At 33.5% G+C, this 21,323-nt stretch carries 21 protein-coding genes; 13 read left to right on the top strand and 8 right to left on the bottom strand.

Annotated elements, in window-relative coordinates; translation table 11 throughout:
- Nucleotides 1-40 precede the first annotated feature (40 nt).
- Genes AC4BB7_RS07540 through AC4BB7_RS07550 form a run of 3 tightly spaced genes read right to left on the bottom strand, consistent with a single transcriptional unit; the run spans nucleotide 41 to nucleotide 2,521 of the window.
- Entirely contained in the window at nucleotides 41-718 is a 678-nt protein-coding gene (locus tag AC4BB7_RS07540) for a DUF2238 domain-containing protein (RefSeq protein WP_086312811.1), read from the bottom strand.
- A 42-nt stretch (nucleotides 719-760) separates the two neighbouring features.
- Entirely contained in the window at nucleotides 761-1,240 is a 480-nt protein-coding gene (locus AC4BB7_RS07545) for a nucleoside 2-deoxyribosyltransferase (protein ID WP_490484947.1), read from the bottom strand.
- Between the two features lie 60 nt (nucleotides 1,241-1,300).
- On the bottom strand, nucleotides 1,301-2,521 hold the full coding sequence (locus tag AC4BB7_RS07550) for a GNAT family N-acetyltransferase (protein WP_490484948.1): 1,221 nt from the start codon (nucleotides 2,519-2,521) through the stop codon (nucleotides 1,301-1,303).
- Nucleotides 2,522-2,779: 258 nt separating this feature from the next.
- On the opposite strand from AC4BB7_RS07550, the gene lepA reads away from it, so the two are divergent.
- Nucleotides 2,780-4,615, top strand: a complete 1,836-nt coding sequence (gene lepA / locus AC4BB7_RS07555) for a translation elongation factor 4 (protein WP_086312814.1) — start codon at nucleotides 2,780-2,782, stop codon at nucleotides 4,613-4,615.
- A gap of 280 nt (nucleotides 4,616-4,895) precedes the next feature.
- Here lepA and AC4BB7_RS07560 read toward each other — a convergent pair whose 3' ends face one another.
- Complete coding sequence (locus AC4BB7_RS07560; protein WP_086312815.1) at nucleotides 4,896-5,453, bottom strand: DUF5067 domain-containing protein; 558 nt, start codon at nucleotides 5,451-5,453, stop codon at nucleotides 4,896-4,898.
- Nucleotides 5,454-5,971: 518 nt separating this feature from the next.
- On the opposite strand from AC4BB7_RS07560, the gene AC4BB7_RS07565 reads away from it, so the two are divergent.
- From AC4BB7_RS07565 to AC4BB7_RS07585, 5 genes are all read left to right on the top strand, one after another.
- Complete coding sequence (locus AC4BB7_RS07565; RefSeq protein ID WP_490484949.1) at nucleotides 5,972-6,709, top strand: TraX family protein; 738 nt, start codon at nucleotides 5,972-5,974, stop codon at nucleotides 6,707-6,709.
- Nucleotides 6,710-6,834: 125 nt separating this feature from the next.
- Nucleotides 6,835-7,503, top strand: a complete 669-nt coding sequence (locus AC4BB7_RS07570; RefSeq protein WP_490484950.1) for a response regulator transcription factor — start codon at nucleotides 6,835-6,837, stop codon at nucleotides 7,501-7,503.
- An 87-nt stretch (nucleotides 7,504-7,590) separates the two neighbouring features.
- Nucleotides 7,591-8,508, top strand: a complete 918-nt coding sequence (locus AC4BB7_RS07575; RefSeq protein WP_490484951.1) for an ATP-binding cassette domain-containing protein — start codon at nucleotides 7,591-7,593, stop codon at nucleotides 8,506-8,508.
- The gene (locus AC4BB7_RS07580) at nucleotides 8,501-9,304 is read left to right on the top strand and encodes a hypothetical protein (RefSeq protein ID WP_490484952.1); all 804 of its coding nucleotides are present in this window, start codon (nucleotides 8,501-8,503) and stop codon (nucleotides 9,302-9,304) included. The genes AC4BB7_RS07575 and AC4BB7_RS07580 overlap by 8 nt, the downstream gene beginning before the upstream one ends.
- A gap of 28 nt (nucleotides 9,305-9,332) precedes the next feature.
- On the top strand, nucleotides 9,333-10,232 hold the full coding sequence (locus AC4BB7_RS07585) for a sensor histidine kinase (protein ID WP_490484953.1): 900 nt from the start codon (nucleotides 9,333-9,335) through the stop codon (nucleotides 10,230-10,232).
- A gap of 55 nt (nucleotides 10,233-10,287) precedes the next feature.
- On the opposite strand, the gene AC4BB7_RS07590 is transcribed toward AC4BB7_RS07585, so the two are convergent.
- Nucleotides 10,288-11,397, bottom strand: a complete 1,110-nt coding sequence (locus AC4BB7_RS07590) for a M56 family metallopeptidase (RefSeq protein ID WP_490484954.1) — start codon at nucleotides 11,395-11,397, stop codon at nucleotides 10,288-10,290.
- Complete coding sequence (locus tag AC4BB7_RS07595) at nucleotides 11,394-11,768, bottom strand: BlaI/MecI/CopY family transcriptional regulator (protein WP_170922931.1); 375 nt, start codon at nucleotides 11,766-11,768, stop codon at nucleotides 11,394-11,396. Before AC4BB7_RS07595 ends, AC4BB7_RS07590 begins: the two co-directional genes overlap by 4 nt.
- Before the next feature lie 195 nt (nucleotides 11,769-11,963).
- On the opposite strand from AC4BB7_RS07595, the gene AC4BB7_RS07600 reads away from it, so the two are divergent.
- The 4 genes from AC4BB7_RS07600 to AC4BB7_RS07615 all read left to right on the top strand — a co-directional run bounded on the left by AC4BB7_RS07600 (nucleotide 11,964) and on the right by AC4BB7_RS07615 (nucleotide 14,931).
- On the top strand, nucleotides 11,964-12,815 hold the full coding sequence (locus AC4BB7_RS07600; protein ID WP_490484955.1) for a DUF5067 domain-containing protein: 852 nt from the start codon (nucleotides 11,964-11,966) through the stop codon (nucleotides 12,813-12,815).
- Nucleotides 12,816-12,867: 52 nt separating this feature from the next.
- Nucleotides 12,868-13,371: an LURP-one-related/scramblase family protein gene (locus AC4BB7_RS07605; RefSeq protein ID WP_490484956.1), complete on the top strand. Its 504-nt coding sequence runs from the start codon at nucleotides 12,868-12,870 to the stop codon at nucleotides 13,369-13,371.
- A gap of 51 nt (nucleotides 13,372-13,422) precedes the next feature.
- A complete protein-coding gene (locus AC4BB7_RS07610) occupies nucleotides 13,423-14,400 on the top strand; it encodes a DUF3829 domain-containing protein (protein WP_490484957.1) in 978 nt (325 codons plus the stop codon).
- Nucleotides 14,401-14,730: 330 nt separating this feature from the next.
- On the top strand, nucleotides 14,731-14,931 hold the full coding sequence (locus AC4BB7_RS07615; protein ID WP_010761095.1) for a cold-shock protein: 201 nt from the start codon (nucleotides 14,731-14,733) through the stop codon (nucleotides 14,929-14,931).
- Between the two features lie 582 nt (nucleotides 14,932-15,513).
- Here the strand turns inward: AC4BB7_RS07615 and AC4BB7_RS07620 are convergent.
- Nucleotides 15,514-16,878: a TrkH family potassium uptake protein gene (locus AC4BB7_RS07620; protein WP_490484958.1), complete on the bottom strand. Its 1,365-nt coding sequence runs from the start codon at nucleotides 16,876-16,878 to the stop codon at nucleotides 15,514-15,516.
- A gap of 266 nt (nucleotides 16,879-17,144) precedes the next feature.
- Here AC4BB7_RS07620 and treP point away from each other — a divergent pair, with 266 nt between their 5' ends.
- The gene (gene treP / locus AC4BB7_RS07625) at nucleotides 17,145-18,614 is read left to right on the top strand and encodes a PTS system trehalose-specific EIIBC component (protein WP_490484959.1); all 1,470 of its coding nucleotides are present in this window, start codon (nucleotides 17,145-17,147) and stop codon (nucleotides 18,612-18,614) included.
- Nucleotides 18,615-18,851: 237 nt separating this feature from the next.
- Nucleotides 18,852-19,856 (top strand): nucleoid-associated protein, encoded by a 1,005-nt coding sequence (locus AC4BB7_RS07630; RefSeq protein ID WP_086312828.1) that lies wholly within the window; start codon nucleotides 18,852-18,854, stop codon nucleotides 19,854-19,856.
- A gap of 195 nt (nucleotides 19,857-20,051) precedes the next feature.
- On the opposite strand, the gene AC4BB7_RS07635 is transcribed toward AC4BB7_RS07630, so the two are convergent.
- Nucleotides 20,052-20,408, bottom strand: a complete 357-nt coding sequence (locus tag AC4BB7_RS07635) for a YxeA family protein (protein ID WP_086312829.1) — start codon at nucleotides 20,406-20,408, stop codon at nucleotides 20,052-20,054.
- Between the two features lie 184 nt (nucleotides 20,409-20,592).
- Between AC4BB7_RS07635 and AC4BB7_RS07640 the strand changes: the two genes are divergently transcribed.
- On the top strand, nucleotides 20,593-21,297 hold the full coding sequence (locus tag AC4BB7_RS07640; RefSeq protein ID WP_086312830.1) for a zinc metallopeptidase: 705 nt from the start codon (nucleotides 20,593-20,595) through the stop codon (nucleotides 21,295-21,297).
- Nucleotides 21,298-21,323 lie beyond the last annotated feature (26 nt).

Consider the following 21,323-nt stretch of genomic DNA (forward strand, 5'->3'; position numbering starts at 1 on the left):
AAAAAACGACAACTTTAGAATGACTAAAGTTGTCGTTTTTTTATTTATTCACTTTTCTAAACGCATAAGCTTTAAAATAGTCAGGTTTATGACGTTGCGTGAAACTATAAACCGTTAAAATCAATGCACCGATCGTATTAGTAAATAAATCCCCCATAGTATCCATTAAGGCTGCACGACCGATATAAGGTTGACCTGCTTCTGTCATATAACGTTGCAAGTTCATATTCCCTAGCGAATCACAAAGAAATTCCCAGAACTCCCAGAAAACGCCGCATAATCCAGCAAAGGCAAAGCCCATAATAATGAATAACCAAGGACTGATTTTAGAAAAATCTGAGTCACGTAAACAATAGCCAATAATTGCATAACCCACAGCGACTAATAAAATCGGGCTGACTGCATGAAGAATTTTATCCCAAAATGGCACAATGATAATTAATCGTAACCCTGTCCCTAGAAAAACTGCGATCCAAATGAAGAACCAATAATAAAGCCGTACCATTTTTGGGAAAACCAATCCAGTAAATTTTGTGAAAACAAAAGGAACAAAAATCACAGCAATTCCTGCAATCATTTCAAACGTCAACAATACGTATTGTTCAGTTGGTTGAACCACAAATGTCTTAATGATATTGACGACTAACGTAATAACACCAAATGCAAGTAAAAAATAAAAGGCGCTTTTTTCTTGTTTATCCTCAAATTCCAATTTCATATAAAAGCCTCCGATATCCTTATATTATAATAAGCAAGTAAATTATTTGTTTAACTGTTCTTTGATCAAATCTAAAAATTCTTGCTCTGTGCTGACAACAGTCCCATTCAATTTAACTAAACCTACAGTGTACAAGTTCAAATAGTGGAATTGATTTTCTGCAGTATCGCCTAAAGCTGCTAGTTTTTTCTGGTTATCAAAACCTTGTTGACGAGTATCTGTATACAAAGCAATCATTGGAATATTTTTGGCATAAGCAACACCGATTTCAGATGCTACACCAGCATCGATTGTAATACCATCTAAAATAGCTACAAGCAAATCACTTTCAAGAACTTTTTCAGTGTCAGCTAAAGCAATCATTTTACTATCAGCATAGGCGGTTTTATCATTGATCGCACCATTTTCCTGCGGTAAATAAACCTCAATCGAATCATCTAAGTCACGGATTTGTTTCACCATATATTCATTATAAAGTAAGTCTGCTTTTGCAAACATCGGTCCAGCAAAGTATAGTTTCATGTATGTTTCCTCCAGTAATCGTCATTTAATAATAAAGCTCTTTTGGCAATCAATAAATCCTCAGAAGTAATCACTAAAATAGGCTTCTTGATCAGGGAAAATTCGTTCCAAAGAATTTAAAGTTTCCTTATCCGTATTTAAACGTTCGATTCGATGCAAGTATGTTGGACGGCGATAATTCATCAAGAGACAAGTCAAAGTCTGAATATCGATTTGTACCGCTTGACCTAATGGCTCATCCGTCACAGAAACTTGATCATCTTCATCCCATAGTAAACTAAAAACACCATTGTTCCATTCAGCAACAGGGTCATTGACCACAAAGTGAAATGGTTTTGCGGTACTTGCATAGGGATAAGCTAACAGCATTTCCTTAACATCTACAATTCTAGCCATATAATAAGGTTCGATCGTTTCTTTGATCTGGCTGTCATCAAGTAAAAAAGCAAGGGGTTCATTTTTATAAATATCTCCCTCAGCCCAATCAATCATTGAAAAGTGAGCCGAAATGAAATTCCATAGTCCATTACGTGCTTCTTGATTGATGTAGAACATTTCTTTGATATGAAACACATCTTCCGCTACCCAGTAAAACAGCACACCTAAAGGTTCTTGATTCGCTCCATAATAAACAGCAGCCGTGCGTTCATCTTCATTTTCAAAGCGCCAATATTCCTCCCAATTAAATTCACTTCGGATCAAGGCACCATGATTTTGACGAGCAAATTTAGCATAAACCGTAAATACGTCTTCGTGGTCTACACTTACACGTTCCACCATTCCTGGAACAGTAATTTGCTTAGGTAATTGGGTATCACGAATTTTGAACGACAGCTTATCTGACATGATTTCCCAGCCTTTTCTACGATAGTATGGAATGCTGTATGGGTAAAGATAAGAAATCCATTGTTTATCTTTTCTCATATTTTTAAGTGCTAGATGAATCAAATCTTGCATCAAGCCGTGATTCGCATATTCAGGATAGGTCCCAACACCTGTAATACCCCCCATTTTGAAAAGCTTCCCATGTATATTTACTTCACAGGGATAAATCGCAATTTGAGAAATCAGTTGTTCATCATGAAACCACCCGAATACTTTTGATTGCTCTAAAATAGGTTGTTTTGATTTGATCAATTCTTTTTTACTTTCATAGCCGCTTTCTTCTAAATCAGCTTCCGTAAATTGAAAGACATAACTCAATAATTCATTGAACTGATCCACATATTTTTCATCTACCGCTTTTAATTCTAAATTATCTCTGAACTCTTTTTGGTCCATTTTTCCATCTCCAATTAGTTTACTATCTCCAGTATATCAAAAAAAATGGAATAAATAGAGTATTACTTACTAAGAATATGAGATAAATCAACGGATTTGTAAAAGCCGTAGGCAAACATAGGAAAGTTCTTTAATTTCAGTGGAAATCTTGCTATAATGGGAAGTGCTGATTGAAAATGATCTGAGCGATGAGCGAATAAACTATTTAATGAAATCACAAGCTCATTCAGCTTTTCATAAAAGAAATGAGGACTATTAATGAATATAAATGAAATGAAGCAAAGACAAGAAAAAATACGTAACTTTTCCATTATTGCTCATATTGACCATGGGAAATCCACACTGGCTGACCGTATTTTGCAAAAGACTGAAACTGTGTCGGATCGTGAAATGCAAGATCAATTGCTGGATGCTATGGATTTGGAACGTGAACGTGGAATTACGATCAAGTTAAATGCAGTAGAGTTGACATATACCGCTAAAGATGGTGAAGAGTACATTTTTCATTTGATCGATACGCCAGGACATGTCGATTTTACTTATGAAGTATCAAGAAGTTTAGCAGCCTGTGAAGGAGCGATTTTAGTTGTTGATGCGGCTCAAGGAATTGAAGCACAAACGCTAGCAAATGTTTATCTAGCTTTGGATAATGATTTGGAGATTATTCCAGTTATCAATAAAATCGATTTACCAGCAGCAGATCCAGAGCGTGTTCGTACAGAAATCGAAGATGTGATCGGGATCGATGCCAGTGATGCAGTTTTAGCTAGTGCTAAAGCGGGTATTGGGATTGAAGATATTTTGGAACAAATCGTTGATTTAGTTCCAGCGCCGACAGGTGATCTTGAAGCACCGTTAAAAGCATTGATTTTTGACTCAGTCTATGATAGTTATCGTGGGGTTATTTTAAATGTCCGGATCATGGACGGGGTTGTAAAACCTGGCGATAAGATTATGATGATGAATAATAATAAAACATTTGAAGTAACAGATGTTGGTATATTTTCTCCGAAACCGATCAGCCGGGATTTCTTGATGGTTGGCGATGTGGGCTACATTACAGCTGCAATTAAAACAGTTCGTGATACCCAAGTAGGAGACACTGTGACCCTAGCGAATAATCCTGCAAAAGAAGCATTAGATGGTTATCGTAAAATGAATCCAATGGTTTATTGCGGATTGTATCCAATCGACAATTCACGGTATGTTGAGTTACGAGAAGCTTTAGAAAAATTACAATTAAATGATGCTGCGTTACAGTTTGAAGCAGAGTCTTCTCAAGCGTTAGGCTTTGGTTACCGTTGCGGATTTTTAGGTCTGTTGCATATGGATGTTATTCAAGAACGTTTAGAAAGAGAATTTAATCTTGATTTGATCACAACGGCTCCTTCTGTAATTTATCATGTAACAAAGACGGATGGGACAAAGATCGTTGTTGATAATCCTGCCGAATTCCCAGATCAAAGTTCAGTGGATTTTGTTGAAGAACCATATGTTAAAGCAACGATCATGGTGCCAAATGAATATGTCGGAGCTGTGATGGAAATTTCTCAACGTAAACGCGGGGAATTTGTCACAATGGATTATTTGGATGAATACCGAGTAAATGTCATTTATGATATGCCATTGTCTGAGATTGTTTATGATTTCTTTGACCGTTTGAAGTCTGGTACAAAAGGATATGCGTCATTAGATTACGAAATGATCGGTTATCGTAAGAGCAATTTATCGAAGATGGACATTTTATTGAACTCAGAAAAAGTCGATGCCTTAAGTTTTATTGTGCATAAAGATTTTGCTTTTGAACGTGGAAAAGTAATTGTTGAGAAGTTGAAAAAATTAATTCCTCGTCAGCAATTTGAAGTGCCAGTTCAAGCGGCAATTGGTCAAAAAATCACTGCACGTTCTACGATCAAAGCGTTACGTAAAAACGTTTTGGCTAAGTGTTATGGTGGGGATATTTCACGTAAACGTAAATTATTAGAGAAACAAAAAGATGGTAAGAAACGCATGAAACAAGTTGGTTCGGTTGAAGTTCCTCAAGAAGCCTTCATGGCTGTTCTGAAAATGGACGAGGATGAACCGAAGAAATAATAGAGTTTTTTTGAAACAATCATCAATTTTTCATATACTTTATATGATTTGTCAACCAATTGCCAATATCTAAGGCACTTGGTTGGCAAATTTTTAGTTTCTTTTCATTGCTTGTGGATCTAATATCAGAATCTTAATTGAATTTTATATCTTTTTGTAAAAGCTTAGTTTTCTAGGGATGATGAATGTAATTCAAATAGAAATAGCTTATTCTCATTAGCAATTGATTTCAAAATGAGAATAAGCTATTTAGATAACACCTAACTTTTTTACAACTTAGTTATTGTGCTGGATCAAATTTAAATTCTCCTAAGACTTTGTCTGAGAACATGTTTGCTTTCACACTAATATCCACTGGTTTTGAAGGGTCTTTGACTTCATAATTAGAAACTGAATGTACTGTACCATTTGGTTTAACATCCACGACACCTTGGCTAGTTTCTTCTGTAAATTTTTCATGATCAGCAATAATACCCATATTTAATTCTTCAACTGTGTTTTCAAATTCTTGTGATACTTTGAAAGAGTATAAAAATGAGGAATAAGCTTGAACATTCTCTTGGCTATGGTTTGTAAAATCAAAAGTAATCGCTAAAACAGTAGAATCTTGATATCCCTCAAGATATTCATGACCAGTAATCTTAATTGTGTAATCTTTTGTAGTGAGAATGTTATCTTTAAATGTATCTGTACCTTTTTCTTTTGCTGAATCCTTAATTTCTGATGATGCCTCAGTTTTAGTAGAATCTACCTTCTCTTTTGATGTGTCATTTCCACCACATCCAACTATTAAAAATGATAATAACCCCAATGCACTCACACTTAAAAACTTCTTCATTTCTTGACCTCCAAATAATAATAATATTTATTTTTACTATTAAAAATTTGATTATTTTAATAGTATAAACCTTTAGTTGATTATTTATAGTAAAAAAGTTCTTTTTACTGGATCGTTCTAGATGAACACGAAAAGTCATTCATCATTCATTATAATATTTGTAACGGGTATAGTAAATACTTTCGGCATTATAAATTATGATTAATGGAAAAACAATAGATAATTATAAAACAATAATATTAAAAATTTCGATTGTTTGTTTTTATAAGAAAGGGAACATTTTTGCGTGCTTATAGTTTTTCTGTAGTTTATTTTTAGATTGTTTTAAAGAGACTTAATAATTTGTCTGTATTCGTTAGATTACAAAGAAAAAGATAGCAGTATTTTTCCAAACTTTACCTTTTCTTTATTCTTTTTTTGAGTTGTTTTTTCACTTATTTATTAAAGTATAGAGAACAAATTATTTTAAATGGTGAGCAATAAAAACTAGTAGACAAAAGAAAAGAGGAGAACAAATAATGAACAAAAAACTTAATGCATTGCATTTGAAAATTATTGCAGTGACTGCTATGGCCGTCAATCATGCTGGGATTATTTTTTCTTGGAGTCACAGTACAAACACGATAGGATTTTTTGCAATCTCAGAATTTGTCGGGAGGTTTACATTTCCGATCATGGCCTATCTATTAGTAGAAGGATTTCATTACACTAAAAATGTAAGAAAGTATTGTATGAGGTTAATTCTTTTTTGGCTAGTGTCGATTTATCCATTCTATCTGCTTCATAACCCAACATATGCTTTTTCGATTACTGATATGCCTAATAATATTTTCTTTACTCTATTGATGGGATTATTGATGTTGATTGTTTATTCACGAACGAGTAATAAAGTAATGCGCGTACTAACAGTTTTACTATTTAGCATTCTGACGATCCTTTCAGATTGGTCCATTATTGGAGTTCTTATAATTTGGTCTTTCTATGTAAATCACAATCAAATAGGTAAAAAAAGAACAATGATTGGCACATTTATGCTTTTTGAAACTATTTCGCTTGTTGGTTTGTTCATGAATAATGCTGTGCCATCTTGGATAGCAGAAGCATTTTCGCAATTTGGTTTTTTAGCAGTGTTATTGTTATTATTACGATACAACGGCGAGAGAGGCTATTCTCCTAAATGGGTCAAATGGGGATTCTACTGGTTTTATCCGATTCATTTAGTTGTACTTGAACTGATTAGGTATTTCTTTCTATAAATTGATGATTCAAAAAAAGCCCATGGGTGTTCAAACTTGAGGGCTTTTTTGATATATATTCTGATATAATGAATAGTAATGGTTAAAATAATCTAAGCTATGGACAAGAAGGATGAAGAAGGAAAATGAATAACATTTTGATTGTGGAAGATGATTCTTATATTAATGATCTACTCTATGAAACATTAGTAACAGAATCATTTTCCTGTACGCAAGCTTATTCTGGGTCAGAAGCATTGTTGTGTATAGAAAAGAAAAACTTTCAAGTTATCTTATTAGACTTAATGTTGCCAGGGATTATGGGAGAAAAATTAGTACCGCTTATAAAAGAAAAATGTGCTGCAGCAATTATTATCATTTCATCAAAAGATGTGTTAGATACTAAAGTTGAGATGTTGACTAGTGGAGCAGATGACTATATGACGAAACCTTTCGAAACAGAAGAGCTATTGGCTCGTATTCAAGTGCAATTGCGAAAAAGTAGCCCCTATCAAGGAAATCTGAGATCATTTCAATCGTTGACACTGAATAAAGATAGAAATGCGTTATTTGTAGCTGGGCAGGAAATTACCTTAACACATAGAGAATTTAACATCATGGAGTTGTTCCTGTCTTATCCTAAAAAAATATTTAGTAAGCAAGAAATTTATGAATATGCCTGGGATGATTTTTATGTAGGTGAAGATAAGACAGTCAATGTTCATATTTCAAATATTCGTCAAAAAATCAAAAAGGAAACGCAAGAAGAGTGGATCAAAACAGTTTGGGGAGTGGGCTTTACTTTACAAAGTTAGGTTTTCAAATTTTCTTTAACTCTTTTTTATGTTGAATTTGTATCTGTAAGATAAAGTAAGTTTAACCAGAAAGAGAGGAAACAAACAATGAGTGATTATTTGTTAGAAACAAGGTCTTTAAGTAAGAAATATAACGATCGCTTTGCTGTTGAACATGTGGATTTACATATCAAACGAGGAGCGATTTATGGATTAGTAGGAAAGAATGGGGCAGGAAAAACGACTATTATGCGAATGCTTAGTGGATTGGCAACTCCGAGTAGTGGAGAAATTTCTTTGTTTGGAAAAAGTGGAACACAGGCTAAAAGCTATTTTTCTCGTATCGGCGTCTTGATAGAAGAACCTGGTTTATATGGGGATATGAGTGCAGTTGATAATTTGAAATTGAAACAAATTGCTATAGGTTTACGTGGGAGAGATTATATATCAACATTATTAAATATGGTAGGATTGGCCGAAATAGGAAATAAGAAAGTCAAAGAATTTTCTTTAGGGATGAGACAGAGACTAGGAATCGCAATGGCTTTGATTGGTGAACCAGATTTATTGATATTAGATGAGCCCATTAATGGTTTGGATCCAGAAGGAATTGTTGAAATACGAGAGATTTTGATAAAATTGGTGGAAGAAAAAAATATTACTATTATGATTTCTAGTCACTTGTTAGAGGAGCTTGCTAAAATGGCTACTGTCTATGGATTTATAAATAAAGGGAAACTGATTCAAGAAATTTCCCATGAGAAACTAATGAATGAATGTAACCAGTTTATCGAGATACAATTAGATGCCCCTATGCTTGCAACTACTGTGATTGAAAAGTTAGGAATTCTAAATTATAAAGTAATAAACCGAAATACGATTCGTATTTATGAACAATTATCTAGAAGTAGTGAAATTAATTTAGCTCTAGCTAAGGAGAATATTGCGATTCATTCAATTACAACATCTCAGGTTTCATTAGAAGATTATTTTTTAGCTTTAACAGAGGGGACAAACCATGGTTAATGTCATAAAAATGGATTTATACCGGATGTTTCGTTCAAAAAGCACCTATTTTGTATTGGTCGGACTGCTATCTTTTATGATTATGTTGATTCTACCAATGAACAATTCAATAGGTGAACCTGATGCAGATGTTAAGTTAGGTATTAGCACGAATACTGAGGCACTCAAAAATATAATGGATTTAAAGTCATTATTTACAATCATGGCAGGAAGTAACTCATTTATGATGGGAATAGTGATTTTTAGTGTCTTATTTATCAATCGTGAAGAAGTTTCTGGATTTACTAAAAATATTGCAGGGCAGGTTCAAAATAGAGGAATGCTAGCTTTATCAAAATTTGTTAGCCAATCTGTATTTGTGTTGCTTTCTTTTGTTATTGGTCTATTAGCTTTCTTTATTGTTGGTAACATTGTTTTTGAGTCAGTGAAGATCGGAAATATTTTTGACTTATTCATAGAAGTAGGCTTACAATTTATTTTTCATGTTGCATTTGCTGCTATTGTTCTGGGAATCATCACATTGTTCAAACAATCGGTTGCTAGTATGTTAGCAGGTATTTTAATAACTTTTGGGGGACTTAGCTACATCTATAAAATCATAAATGATATTATTCATAAGTTAGTAACGGATAAAGCATTCAATATAATGAATTACACTATCACGGGAATTATTCCCAGTGTTTCAATAGATTCTTCCGTATCAACTATTGTACGTGGAATTATCGTGTCTGTTGTGGTTATTTTTATAATGTTAACTTATAGCGTTATAATGAAGCAAAAGAGAGATGTAGACTAAAAATGAGTAGGAAGTAAGAGGTTTGTTTATGATGATAGTTGTTAGCATTGTTGGAAGCATTTGTTTGTTACTATTCGTGCGATTACTCCAGTATCGCCAACAGATAAAAAGTATCAACAAGCAAATACAGTTTATTCAGCAGCATGAAAGTAACCTCTTACTGACGAATCAATTTAGTGACAAACAATTAAATGAATTATTAAACTTGCTTAATCAACTTTTGATTGAGCAGCGCTCAAATAAAATCACTGCGCAAAAACAGGGACAACAATTGAAGGACTCAATTGCAAATCTAGCTCATGATATTCGAACTCCTTTAACTTCATTGGACGGTTATTTTCAATTATTAGTAAAAAGCGAGGACGAAGAAAAGCGTCAGCAGTATATCGAAATAATCGATAATAGAGTTAAGACATTAACAGAATTGTTAGAGACCATTTTTACATATACTAAATTGGAAAATGATGCATATGAGATAAAAATGGAGAGAATTCAAGTTAATCAAGTTTTACTGGAAACCATTTTTACATTTTATCAACAGTTTTCAAAAATACAGTTAGAACCAACCATTTCGATTACCGAAACTCCACTATTTATTCTTGGAAATAGTGCTGCACTAAATCGTATTTTCTCTAATCTAATAAAAAATAGTTTGGATCATGGTCAAAGAAATGTAATAATCTCTCTTATAGCAGAGGAGGATCAAGCTGTCTTTTTATTTGAAAATGACCTATCACCAAACAGCGAGCTAGACATGTCCAAAATTTTTAATAAATTTTATATATCGGATAAGGCAAGAGGAGGGAATTCAACTGGCTTAGGACTATTTATCGTGAAAGAGCTTGTAGAAAAAATGAATGGACAGATCGAAGCTGGATTAGTTGGGCAAGTCTTTACGATCTGTCTCAAAATCCCCCTTTTTAAATGAATAAAGCAAGTAGTACTTAATACTTGCTTTATGAAAGATGATATCATTTATTTAGTTAAGAGAGGGGTCTGCCTAAAGGTTTGCTGTCAGAGCTATCTTTGGTCTCGATATCTGTTATCGGTTTGTTTTCAGCAGGCGTTACTTTAGATGGTGGGATAGCTGCTCCTAAAATAAAAGCGGTAAAGATAAGTCCAATAATGGATAAGAGCGTTATGATACGCTTAGGTCGTTTTATTTTTTGGTAAAGTAAAATTGATTCTAAGCGTTTTTTGATTTCTTTATTGTTTTCATAAAGGGTAATTGATGCAACTTTTTCGCTATATCTACCAGGAGAGCTAGCCATTTCGATCAATGTATTGCCATAATGGTAACGTTCTTCATTTGTGAAGGAACGAGTAGTTGCTTCATCGCAGGCATATTCGCACTCTTGGTTCATAATTTTTTCAATAGAATAGACGACAGGATTAAACCAATGGATACAAACAATTATCTGCATAAACCATTTATAAAAAATATCCTTATTTTGATAGTGAGTCACTTCATGAGATAAAATGCTATATAGTTGCTCCTGAGTCAAATCTTCATGAGGCAAAACAATATAATTTTTTTTAACGCCTAATAGTAGAGGCGACGAAACGAGTGGCGTTGTATAAAGATCAATGGGAGTTGTGATGTTCTTGTCTTCACAAATATCGCTCAAAATATCGATAATATCAGGATTATCAACTGCCTGCCAATCAGCTTTGATATATTTAGCGAAACTTTGATATTTAGTGATTTTTTGGACTATTAAAGCAAGAGTGATCGCTAACCAAATATATAGAATGTATGGAGCAATCGTTTGATTCTTACGTCCCATGATAATGTTATCGTTAAAAACCACATTATCGCCGACAAAGACAGAAGGCTTTCTTTTCACTTCAGAACCATAAATCATCTCGTAAACAGGAGAGGACTTGATTGAAGAAAAAAGTATGCCCACAAAGCTTTGATTCAGAGAAAAAGGCAGCATAAAGCGCAACAAAACGATTAATAATAAATAATAGTGAAAACGTCTTGAAACCTTTTTTTTCAAGAACAATCTAACAATCATCCACATACCAAATAATATTGAACCAGAGATACTGAGGGAAATAAGCAAGTTCAATATTCTTTCAGTTATCATTCTCTATTTCTTTCCCAATATTCTTTTAAGTCATCCATTTCTTGATCAGAAATCAATTCATTTTCAACCAAAGTAGCAATCAAGCCTTTGACTTCTCCCTCATATACTTTCCCCACAAATTCTTTTGTTTCCTGTTCTAGGTACTCTTTTTCTGTTAGAAGTGCAATATATTCATTTCTTCTTCCTTTTTTTTCAACTTCCAAAATCTTTTTTTCAGTCAAACGTGCAAGAAATGTCAATATTGTGTTATTTTTCCATTCAAAATTCTTTGCGTGAAGTTCTTCAATCACTTCAGAAAACATCATTCGCCCATTATGCGCCCATATTATTCTTAATATTTCTAATTCTGAATCGGATATTTTCACTACCATATAACCCCTCCTTTTAATGTGATATTAGCATCAGATAGTGTGGACAATCTAATTATAACACTACTATTGACAAAATAGAAAAGTGCGTGATAATATAACTACAAGGTGTAGGTATAAAGTTTTTGAATATCCATTTAACTAATGGTAGTAATCAATTTATCTACATCGAAAGCAAAATAGAAAAGGAGAGACTATATGAAAAGGAGGTATTTGGTTGGTTTATTTCTTCTTATTGGGCTTGTTTTGCTGAATGCATGTTCAATATCTCACACCCCTAAGTCAAATGCACCAAAAAGCACATTGAATAAAATCGAAGAACTTTATGGTGAACTGTCAAGTAACGCTAATTCCCCGAAAATGCTTAAATATTCAGATCAATTTAACCAAAAAATTACGTTTGTTGCTCAAGTGGATGGTGAGCCTCTTCAAGTAAAGTCAAAGGATGATACTTTGGATGGTGAGTGGTATGTTTCAGTATTCTTGATGCGTAATCGGAATACACCGATGTATTTAAATTTATCGAGTATAAAAAAAGAAAGTTGGCCCAAAAATGGCGATATTTTGCGAATTGATGGCATTCCAATAGGCTATCTATATACAAGTTACAATAATGAACGACTTGATTTACTAGATATTAAAGCAAAAGCCATAGAACGACTAGACTTAAAAAAAGCAGATGTTCCTTCTACTAAAATAATGGAAACAGAGCAATATAAGATTGAAATTATAGGGAGTGATATTCTGTCAGACACATTTGATGATCCTAGTTTAGTTGTTTATTATACCTTTAAAAATAAAAAAGACTACACTGCAACATCACCAATCCGCACTTATTTTTTCTTTAGCCAAAAGGAGAAGCAACTTGAAGTTACTATTTTAGATGATGATAATAAGAAACTGGACTCAAAAGCACTGCATAGAGATACCTTAGAATCCGGGGAAGAAATGCTGTATTACGAAGTTTTTAAACTATTGGATGCAGAATCAACGGTCGATTTAAATGTTTACGATGATGAATATAATCTTTTGAACACTATAAAAATATAATTGGCTGAGAAACAATTTAAAAAGGATGAAAAAATATAAAGGGAGATTCAATATGAAATATATTATCAAACAAAAATTAGTTGCATTAAAACCAACCTATGAAATTTTGGACGGTTCAGGAAACCCATTATATAAAGTAAAAGGAAGTTTTCTAGGAAGAGAAAAATTTGAGATTACTGATTTAGAAGGTCAAACATTAGCAAAATGTAAAACAGATGTCAATATTTTAAGTATTATCGGTTCATTTTTAAGGTACAATTTCAAAAAATATCATATTTTAGTGGATGATCAAAAGATTGTATCCATGGCACGTTCATTAAATATTTTCAGTTATAAATTTAAGATTGATTCTCTTATTGGAGACGTAAAATTAGGCTATGGAATGACCGGAAGTCATCAGTTTACGATGCAAGATAAAATTATTTGTGATATTGACAAAAGAAAGCTAACTTTAGGTGGCGATGAATATCACATTGAGATTGATGATGCACATGATCAAAGGGCATTTCTACTAACAACGATTGCGTTGGATCGTATCTATTATACGAAGCGATAGTCATTTAAAGTAAATTTTTTACGAAATCATAAAATAGGAGAATCAGAATAAATGAGAAATAAGAGTAAAGTGTTTGTAGTAATGTTAGTATTCAGTGTTGTAATGGTTATGACTGCTTGTAGTACGTTGAAACAGGCAAAAGAGAGTATTGATAATGATGATTCTTATTCGCCTATAATGGATGAAGGAGATAAGTACAATGCATATGTTGACTTATTAAATGTTTTATCGGACGAATTAGCAACGATTGAACATTCTTACGCTGAAAACCATATGGATGAAGAAGGTAATTTTGTACCAACGGAGGAAAAAAATGCGTATGGGTATTCAGGAGGAATTAGTTTGGTTCAAAGAGCGATCGAAAGTGCTGATAACGCACTCTCTACCAAACCAAAGATGAACGTTGACCAAGACGTAAAAGCATTGCTAATAGTTTTAAAAAAAGAAGTATCGATTTTAGAAGAAATCGAGAGCTATTATAAGGAAAAAGATTTTTTGAATGATCATGATGAAAAAGGAAAAGAATTAAATAGCAAATTATTATCAGCCTATAAAGAAGCAGACGGACCAATTAAAAAGTTCTCCGATAATATGCAAACTTTGATGAGTGAAACAGATAAAAAAGATCGTGAAGTTCATGAAAAAGAAGGAAATGAAATTTCATTAGCAATGTTACAGTTTATTGACGCCGCAAAAGAAGTGAGAGATTTGGTTGACGATAGCATAACGGAAGATGGAACAGTAAATTTAACTACAGAGAAATATGCTGAAGTCAATACTAAGGTTTCTAAAGCGTTGGATAAGCTTAAAGAAGTTCCTAAAGATTCAAAAGCTATAGAAAAAGAAGGCTTTTCTTCATCAACTGCAAGTATCTATATTGACAGCTTTGTAGATAAAGCATCAGATTTTAAAAGTGTCTCAAATGCGCTTTCTGCAAGTTTTGGAGAAGATGAGGAAACGCTGAGTGATGCTGTGGCGAAATTATCAAATGAGTATTCCGAGTTAATTGATGCTTATAATAATATTTGATTGCATGAATGAGTATTATATAGTAAACTAAACAAGTCTGAAAAATCAATACCTTAACAAATAACTATCCTTATCCCATCTCATTCGAGGTGGGATTTTAATATGTAAGAGAAGATGAGAGGAAGAAGAACTAAGTTAAATGAGTAATTTCTCATAAATGAAGAAAAGTGTATACTTCCATTCAATAACGTCGTATAATAACAAATGTAGTATAATTGTAATTTAAATTAATAGGTCATTTCATTCGTAAGGGTGTTTTAATTCCTCTTTTTTTAACACAAAGGTATTGCAAAAATTAATCGTGCTAAAAGCACTAGGAGGAACACATTTATGAATACAGGTACAGTGAAATGGTTTAACGCAGATAAAGGTTTTGGTTTTATTACTCAAGATAACGGAACAGATTTATTCGCACACTTTTCAGCAATCCAAGGTGACGGATTCAAATCTCTAGACGAAGGCCAAAGCGTATCATTCGATATCGAAGAAGGTCAACGTGGACCACAAGCCGTAAACATTGTTAAAAACTAATTGAAATGTTTAAAGCGATCCAATCTTTATTGGGTCGCTTTTTTATTACAAAAAAACTCATTATTTACCATGTGCTTTTTCATACGCAATATTGTGGTTGTTTTGTCGAGTAGAATTTAAAAAATTAAATGAATGTGTTGTATGAAAATAGATGAAACAAATTATATCTCTTATTCTCAAGTGTTATCAGTTGAAATTTTATTTGTTTGAAGTTAATATACATACATACCAACAACAACCCTTTTTATTTTTTCATTTTACTCTTTAGAGTAAAACTCCTTTTCCCATCTTCATTAGAAGGTGGGATTTTTTTATTTTATAAAAAATAAAACGTTTAAATATGATTTTAAAAAAATAATGAATATTCGAGGGTTATTAGTTGATAATAAATAAAAATAATAGTATTATAAATTCATACCAACAACAACCCTTTTTATTTTTTCATTTTACTCTTTAGAGTAAAACTCCTTTTCCCACCTTCTCTAGAGGGTGGGATTTTTTTGTATCGACTATTTTCTTTGTTCTAAAATAAATATAAATAAAAAAGAAACCTGAATTTTAGGTTTCTTTTTTTATTGTTTTTTATCCAATCATTACACTTTCATCTGGATATTTAAATTTAGCTTGTTGTTTTTGCCCTTTCGTCAATAGTGAAAAACCAACAGTATAAATACCGACTCGCCCAATATACATCAATAACATGATGATTATTTTTCCCACAAAAGTTAGCTCAGGTGTTAAACCCATTGTGAGTCCAACCGTTCCAAATGCAGAAAATACTTCAAAAGCAACATATTCTATGCCAGAGGACTCAGGTATATTTTCTGTGATCGTCAAAAGCATGATTGAAAGTACGCATAAAGTTAATGTGATAAAAAATAGGGTCAAGGCACGAAAAACAGTACTGTTTCGAATTGTTCTTCCTTGGAATTCTGCTCGTGTTCGTCCTTTGAATATGGAAACAATTTGAATTACTAATACAGCAAAGGTGGTGGTTTTAAGTCCACCAGCAGTTGAGCCAGAAGTTCCGCCGACATACATCAAAAATATAGTTGTGATCAGTCCAGCATTGGTCATTTGCATATAATCGATTGAATAATAACCAGCTGTTCTTGGTGTTACAGACATGAAAAACGTATTAGCTAACCGGTCAAAAAAGCTAGTCCCAGTGGTTAAATTGCTTGCATTGTGTTCAGTGATGAAAAATAGAATGAAGCCGCCGATCAATAAGGATAAGGTTGTAATTAACGCAATTTTGGTATGCAAAGAAAATTTGCGTTTCTCTTTAAACCGTAATAGATCTTGCCAAACAATAAAACCAAGCCCGCCAGAAATGATTAAGCCGCCAATAACCAACAGGACAAAAGGATTATTTTGGTAAGGAGTTAGGCTGTCTCCCAATAAGTCAAAGCCTGCGTTACAGAAACTAGATATGGAGTGAAAGAGCCCAAAGAAAAGACCTTTTTTCCACCCAAACTCAGGAACAAATTGGATTGAAAGTAAAATTGCTCCTATAAGCTGAATGATTGTTGCTAATTTAACGACGTACATCATCAATCGAAATGCACCAGACATATCATCTAGATTTAGTGCCTCACGCAGTAACATACGGGTACTCAGTGTGATTTTTTTGCGCAGAATAAAATAGAGAAGAACGGGCATCGTCATGAATCCAAGCCCACCAAGTTCAATTAAAATCATGATAAGTAATTGACCATAGGCATTCCAATGTAATGCAGTATTAAGTGTTGTTAAGCCTGTTACACAAACAGCAGAAACAGCCGTAAATAACGCATCGATAAACGGTGTTGCATGACCACTACGCGAAAATAGGGGTAAGGATAAAAGGGCTCCACCAACAAAAATCAATACGATAAACCCTAAAGCTAAAACTTGAACAGCAGATAAACGTTTTTTGACTATAGTCGTAATTTTCTTTTTTCTCATCTTTTCCTCGGTCATAAATACCATGTTGAACAGTATTTTTTATTTTTATTTGATAAATCCAAGTGTACCATTTTATGAAATAATTGCCAGTAATTTAAAAATGAAATAGCATATTTTTAGTTCAAGAGTTGGATGGTTTCGTTTTGAACTAAGAATGAAAAAAATTTTTTATTTTAAAAAGAAAACGCTTGTAAAAATTCAAATAATAAAGTATCATACAAATACAGCTAAATTGTATATACAAGTTGTAGAGAGGAGCAAAGAAGATGGGTAAGTTTCAAAATGATGCAAAAAAACTGTTAGAAGATGTAGGTGGAAAAGAAAATATCGCAGCTGTTTCACATTGTGCGACTCGGATGCGTTTTGTTCTTAATGATCCAAGTAAGGCTGATACTGAGGCAATTGAAAAGATACCTTCCGTAAAAGGGACATTTACAAATGCCGGGCAATTTCAAGTTATTATTGGTAATGAGGTACCACAATTTTATAATGAGTTTTCTGCTATTTCAGGAGTTGAAGGCGTTTCCAAAGAGCAAGGGAAAGCAGCAGCAAAACAAAATCTAAATCCGATCCAGCGAGCGATTTCAGTTTTAGCAGAGATTTTTACTCCGTTGATTCCAGCTTTAGTTATTGGAGGATTGATCTTAGGTTTTAGAAACGTATTAGAAGGAATTCCTTTTGGTTTTTTAGATGGGCAAAAAATTGTTGAAGTCTCTCAATTTTGGAATGGTGTAAATTCATTTTTATGGTTGATTGGAGAAGCCATTTTTCAGTTCTTACCTGTAGGAATTACTTGGAGTATCACTAAAAAAATGGGAACAACTCAAATTCTAGGAATTGTTTTAGGGATTACGTTGGTGTCACCGCAATTATTAAATGCTTATTCTGTAGCGAGTACCGCTGCTGCTGATATTCCGTTTTGGGATTTTGGTTTTGCTCAAGTGAATATGATTGGGTATCAAGCCCAAGTCATTCCCGCGATGTTAGCAGGATTCTTACTTGCTTATTTAGAAATCTTTTTCAGAAAAGTTATACCGCAAGCTGTTTCGATGATTTTTGTTCCGCTGTTCGCTTTAGTACCAACAGTAATTGCAGCTCATGTAATCTTAGGTCCTATCGGTTGGGCAATCGGAAGCTGGATTTCAGATATCGTAAATGCTGGTTTAACATCGTCTCTTAATTGGTTATTCGGAGCTGTTTTTGGGTTCATGTATGCGCCATTAGTGATTACGGGTCTTCACCATATGACGAATGCAATTGATTTACAGTTAATTGCTGATTTTCATTCAACAAATCTTTGGCCGATGATTGCGTTGTCCAATATTGCTCAGGGATCTGCGGTATTAGCTGTCGTTTTCATGCATAGAGGAAATAAGGATGAAGAACAAGTTTCAATTCCAGCCATGATTTCATGTTATTTAGGTGTTACAGAGCCAGCGATGTTTGGGATCAATCTGAAATATGTTTACCCATTTGTTGCAGGGATGATTGGTTCTGCTTGTGCTGGATTATTTTCTACATTGCTTGATGTAAAGGCAATCAGTATTGGGGTTGGTGGATTACCAGGGATTTTATCTATCGTTCCTAAGTATTATTTACCATTTTTCGGGGCGATGTTGATCGCTGTTGTAGTTCCATTTGTTTTAACTTATCTGTTTAGAACGAAAGGGATTTTCAATAAGCTTGATCCTGTTGATGAAGCGACAGGAAAATTATTTGTAGAAGAAAATCAATAAAAGCGATGAGTGTTGAAGAGTATTTCCATTTTTAGAGTGCTAAAGCGAGGCAAAAAAATTTGCTTCGCTTTTTTTTTAGATTAGGATCTAACAATTGCTAATTAACATATCTGATTCGCCTAGAATTGAAATGATAATACATTACTCTAGCTCATTTCACTTTTCTAATAAAAATAGTTGGCTTTTTTTGTTGTTTCGGGTAGACTAAATAGGGCTTAAGAAAAGGGAGAATGAGAGATGGATATTTATTTAAAAAGTGCAATTTTACACATTATTGATCGGGAAACTGGGACTCCAGTATTTTCTGCGAAGGAATTAGATTTAACAACAGAATACATTCGCGTTTATCTGACAAGCAAAATAACAAAACTTTCAACGGCTCAAACTAAAACAGGTATTCTGGCGGAAGAAAGTTCATTTGTTGATAAAATGCGGGGGATTCCAAATGACTTTATTCAAAAAAGTCAACAGCTAGCTCAGCATTGGTATGATGTTTATTCTGGTAGTGAAGATGCGCCAAGCGCTGATGTTCTGTTCATTTTATACGAATTAGATACTGTGATGCATTTAGCCATGATCAAATTGAACTACAAAGAAAGCTATACACATTATGTAGATTATGAAGATGAGGCTGTCTACAATAAACTGATCATCAATCGAGCGATTTTACCTTCAAAATCGCAAAAGCCTGATGAGGGAATGACTGTTAATCTAGATACATTGGCTTATGAGTTATTAGAAAAACGCTACGAATTTTCTGGAGAAAAAGTTTGGTATTTTTCTGAGAAAGTAATTGAATCACAACCGGCGCCTTCTATAGAAGAAAATATGAAGGAAATCAAAAAAGCTGTGAAACGCATTGGTAAAAAATTTAATGAAGATGAATTTGAATTGATTGCTTCTGTGAAAGAAGCTGTGTATGAGAGTATTGAAGAAACTGGAACGATAGATAATGAGCAAGTGGCTGAATTAGTGTTTAAAGAAAATATTTCGGCACGTATGGCTTATCAAGACGAAGTCAATGAATCAAAATTTGTAGATAAAACGCCACCAGTTCGGGAAGCCAGAGAAATTTCAGAGAAAAAATTTGGGAAGCAAAAGTTGAAAATGAGCAATGGGATTGAATTGATCGTTCCGATAGACGTTTATCGAAATGGCGAATTGATTGAATTTGTTAATAATCCGGATGGAACTGTATCGATTGTTTTGAAAAACATCGAAAAAATTAGCAATCAGTTATAGGGAAAAACAGGTTGAGACAAAAGTCGATTAGGTCCGAGTAATTGGGGTAAAAAGCGAGCAATACACTTGTTGTATTGCTCGCTTTTTGTCAAATTGCCGAAGAACCTGGCTTTTGGACACCGTTAATTAAGTTTTAAAGTGCACATCAAAACTGAGTTTTAGTTTTGTTACGCACTTTTTTGGAAGAGCAAACTGTTAATCGACCAATTGTTCAAGTGCTTTTTTTGGAACTGCTGTTTCGGGCACTTCTTCCCAACTAAGTACGCCTTTTCGAGGGTTAACTTTTAATTTTAAGTAAGCGTTGATTCGTAATGGTTTATCTCTAATTTCATACATTTTTTGGACATTTTTTTCACCTTGTTTATTAAATGCTGTTTGTACGTAGTCATATTCTGTATATTTTTCACCGTTTGAAAACTTGCCAGTTTTTACTTCATCTGGTGCTCCGACACGAGTATAGTAATCTTTACCGCCAAAGTAATAATCATAACCAAACCAAACGCCTGCTGTTAAAAGTGCGAAAGGTAGGATAAAAAGTAGAATTTTTTTCAATTTAGTCACCTCTTACATGTAGTATGCCTTTTTTTGAAAAATGATGCCATTGAATTGTCTTAAAATAATGTGACAATTTTGTTAGAGAATCATTTTCTTGGTGTTCACAAATTCGTCAACTTATAGTTATACTTTTTTTAGAAACTCATGATACAATGTATAAAAGAATAGAGGGGGAATAAAAATGATGCCTTTTTTTGCGGTATTTGATCCAACATATATCTTAGTGATTGTAGGATTGCTAATTTCAATGGCTGCATCTGCTTATGTAAATAGTACGTTTAAAAAATACGATAAAATTCAAAGTAGAAATAATGTAACGGGTACGAAAGCAGCTCAATATATTTTGGAAAAGGAACATATTAACAATGTTGGTGTTCAACAAATTGCAGGAGACTTGACGGATAATTACAATTCCGGCAACAAAATATTAAGCTTATCAGAAGCCACAGCTCAGTCGACTTCAGTTGCAGCAATAGGTGTTGCAGCGCATGAATGTGGGCATGCTGTACAGGATCATACTGGCTACAGTCCACTGAAAATTCGAGCAGCAATCGTTCCTGCAGCTAATCTAGGTTCTGCAATATCATTTCCGATTATTTTGGTTGGTGTATTGCTAAGTTGGAATCAAACATTGATTAATATTGGAATAGTCGCATTCTCATTGGCGCTATTATTTCAGTTAGTTACCTTACCAGTTGAATTTAATGCATCACGTAGAGCATTGAAGATTTTGTCAGAAGGGAACATTTTAACAGAAGAAGAAGTCCCAATGGCCAGAAAAGTCTTGTTTGCCGCAGCATTGACATATGTCGCAGCCGCTTTAGCAACTTTTTTACAGTTGCTACGTCTGATTATTTTATTTGGCGGCAACAATCGTAGAGATTAAGAACATTGTGCGATTTTGTTTTATTA

The sequence above is a fragment of the Enterococcus sp. AAFC-DPL-5182 genome (assembly GCF_058216605.1).

Coding starts and splice junctions, on each gene's coding strand:
- lepA (WP_086312814.1), top strand. CDS start 2,780: ATGAATATAAATGAAATGAAGCAAAGACAAGAAAAAATACGTAACTTT.
- AC4BB7_RS07615 (WP_010761095.1), top strand. CDS start 14,731: ATGAATACAGGTACAGTGAAATGGTTTAACGCAGATAAAGGTTTTGGT.
- AC4BB7_RS07610 (WP_490484957.1), top strand. CDS start 13,423: ATGAGAAATAAGAGTAAAGTGTTTGTAGTAATGTTAGTATTCAGTGTT.
- AC4BB7_RS07550 (WP_490484948.1), bottom strand. CDS start 2,521: ATGGACCAAAAAGAGTTCAGAGATAATTTAGAATTAAAAGCGGTAGAT.
- AC4BB7_RS07545 (WP_490484947.1), bottom strand. CDS start 1,240: ATGAAACTATACTTTGCTGGACCGATGTTTGCAAAAGCAGACTTACTT.
- AC4BB7_RS07630 (WP_086312828.1), top strand. CDS start 18,852: ATGGATATTTATTTAAAAAGTGCAATTTTACACATTATTGATCGGGAA.
- AC4BB7_RS07570 (WP_490484950.1), top strand. CDS start 6,835: ATGAATAACATTTTGATTGTGGAAGATGATTCTTATATTAATGATCTA.
- AC4BB7_RS07600 (WP_490484955.1), top strand. CDS start 11,964: ATGAAAAGGAGGTATTTGGTTGGTTTATTTCTTCTTATTGGGCTTGTT.
- AC4BB7_RS07560 (WP_086312815.1), bottom strand. CDS start 5,453: ATGAAGAAGTTTTTAAGTGTGAGTGCATTGGGGTTATTATCATTTTTA.
- AC4BB7_RS07580 (WP_490484952.1), top strand. CDS start 8,501: ATGGTTAATGTCATAAAAATGGATTTATACCGGATGTTTCGTTCAAAA.
- AC4BB7_RS07640 (WP_086312830.1), top strand. CDS start 20,593: ATGATGCCTTTTTTTGCGGTATTTGATCCAACATATATCTTAGTGATT.
- AC4BB7_RS07565 (WP_490484949.1), top strand. CDS start 5,972: ATGAACAAAAAACTTAATGCATTGCATTTGAAAATTATTGCAGTGACT.
- AC4BB7_RS07620 (WP_490484958.1), bottom strand. CDS start 16,878: ATGAGAAAAAAGAAAATTACGACTATAGTCAAAAAACGTTTATCTGCT.
- AC4BB7_RS07605 (WP_490484956.1), top strand. CDS start 12,868: ATGAAATATATTATCAAACAAAAATTAGTTGCATTAAAACCAACCTAT.
- AC4BB7_RS07585 (WP_490484953.1), top strand. CDS start 9,333: ATGATGATAGTTGTTAGCATTGTTGGAAGCATTTGTTTGTTACTATTC.
- AC4BB7_RS07595 (WP_170922931.1), bottom strand. CDS start 11,768: ATGGTAGTGAAAATATCCGATTCAGAATTAGAAATATTAAGAATAATA.
- treP (WP_490484959.1), top strand. CDS start 17,145: ATGGGTAAGTTTCAAAATGATGCAAAAAAACTGTTAGAAGATGTAGGT.
- AC4BB7_RS07590 (WP_490484954.1), bottom strand. CDS start 11,397: ATGATAACTGAAAGAATATTGAACTTGCTTATTTCCCTCAGTATCTCT.
- AC4BB7_RS07575 (WP_490484951.1), top strand. CDS start 7,591: ATGAGTGATTATTTGTTAGAAACAAGGTCTTTAAGTAAGAAATATAAC.
- AC4BB7_RS07540 (WP_086312811.1), bottom strand. CDS start 718: ATGAAATTGGAATTTGAGGATAAACAAGAAAAAAGCGCCTTTTATTTT.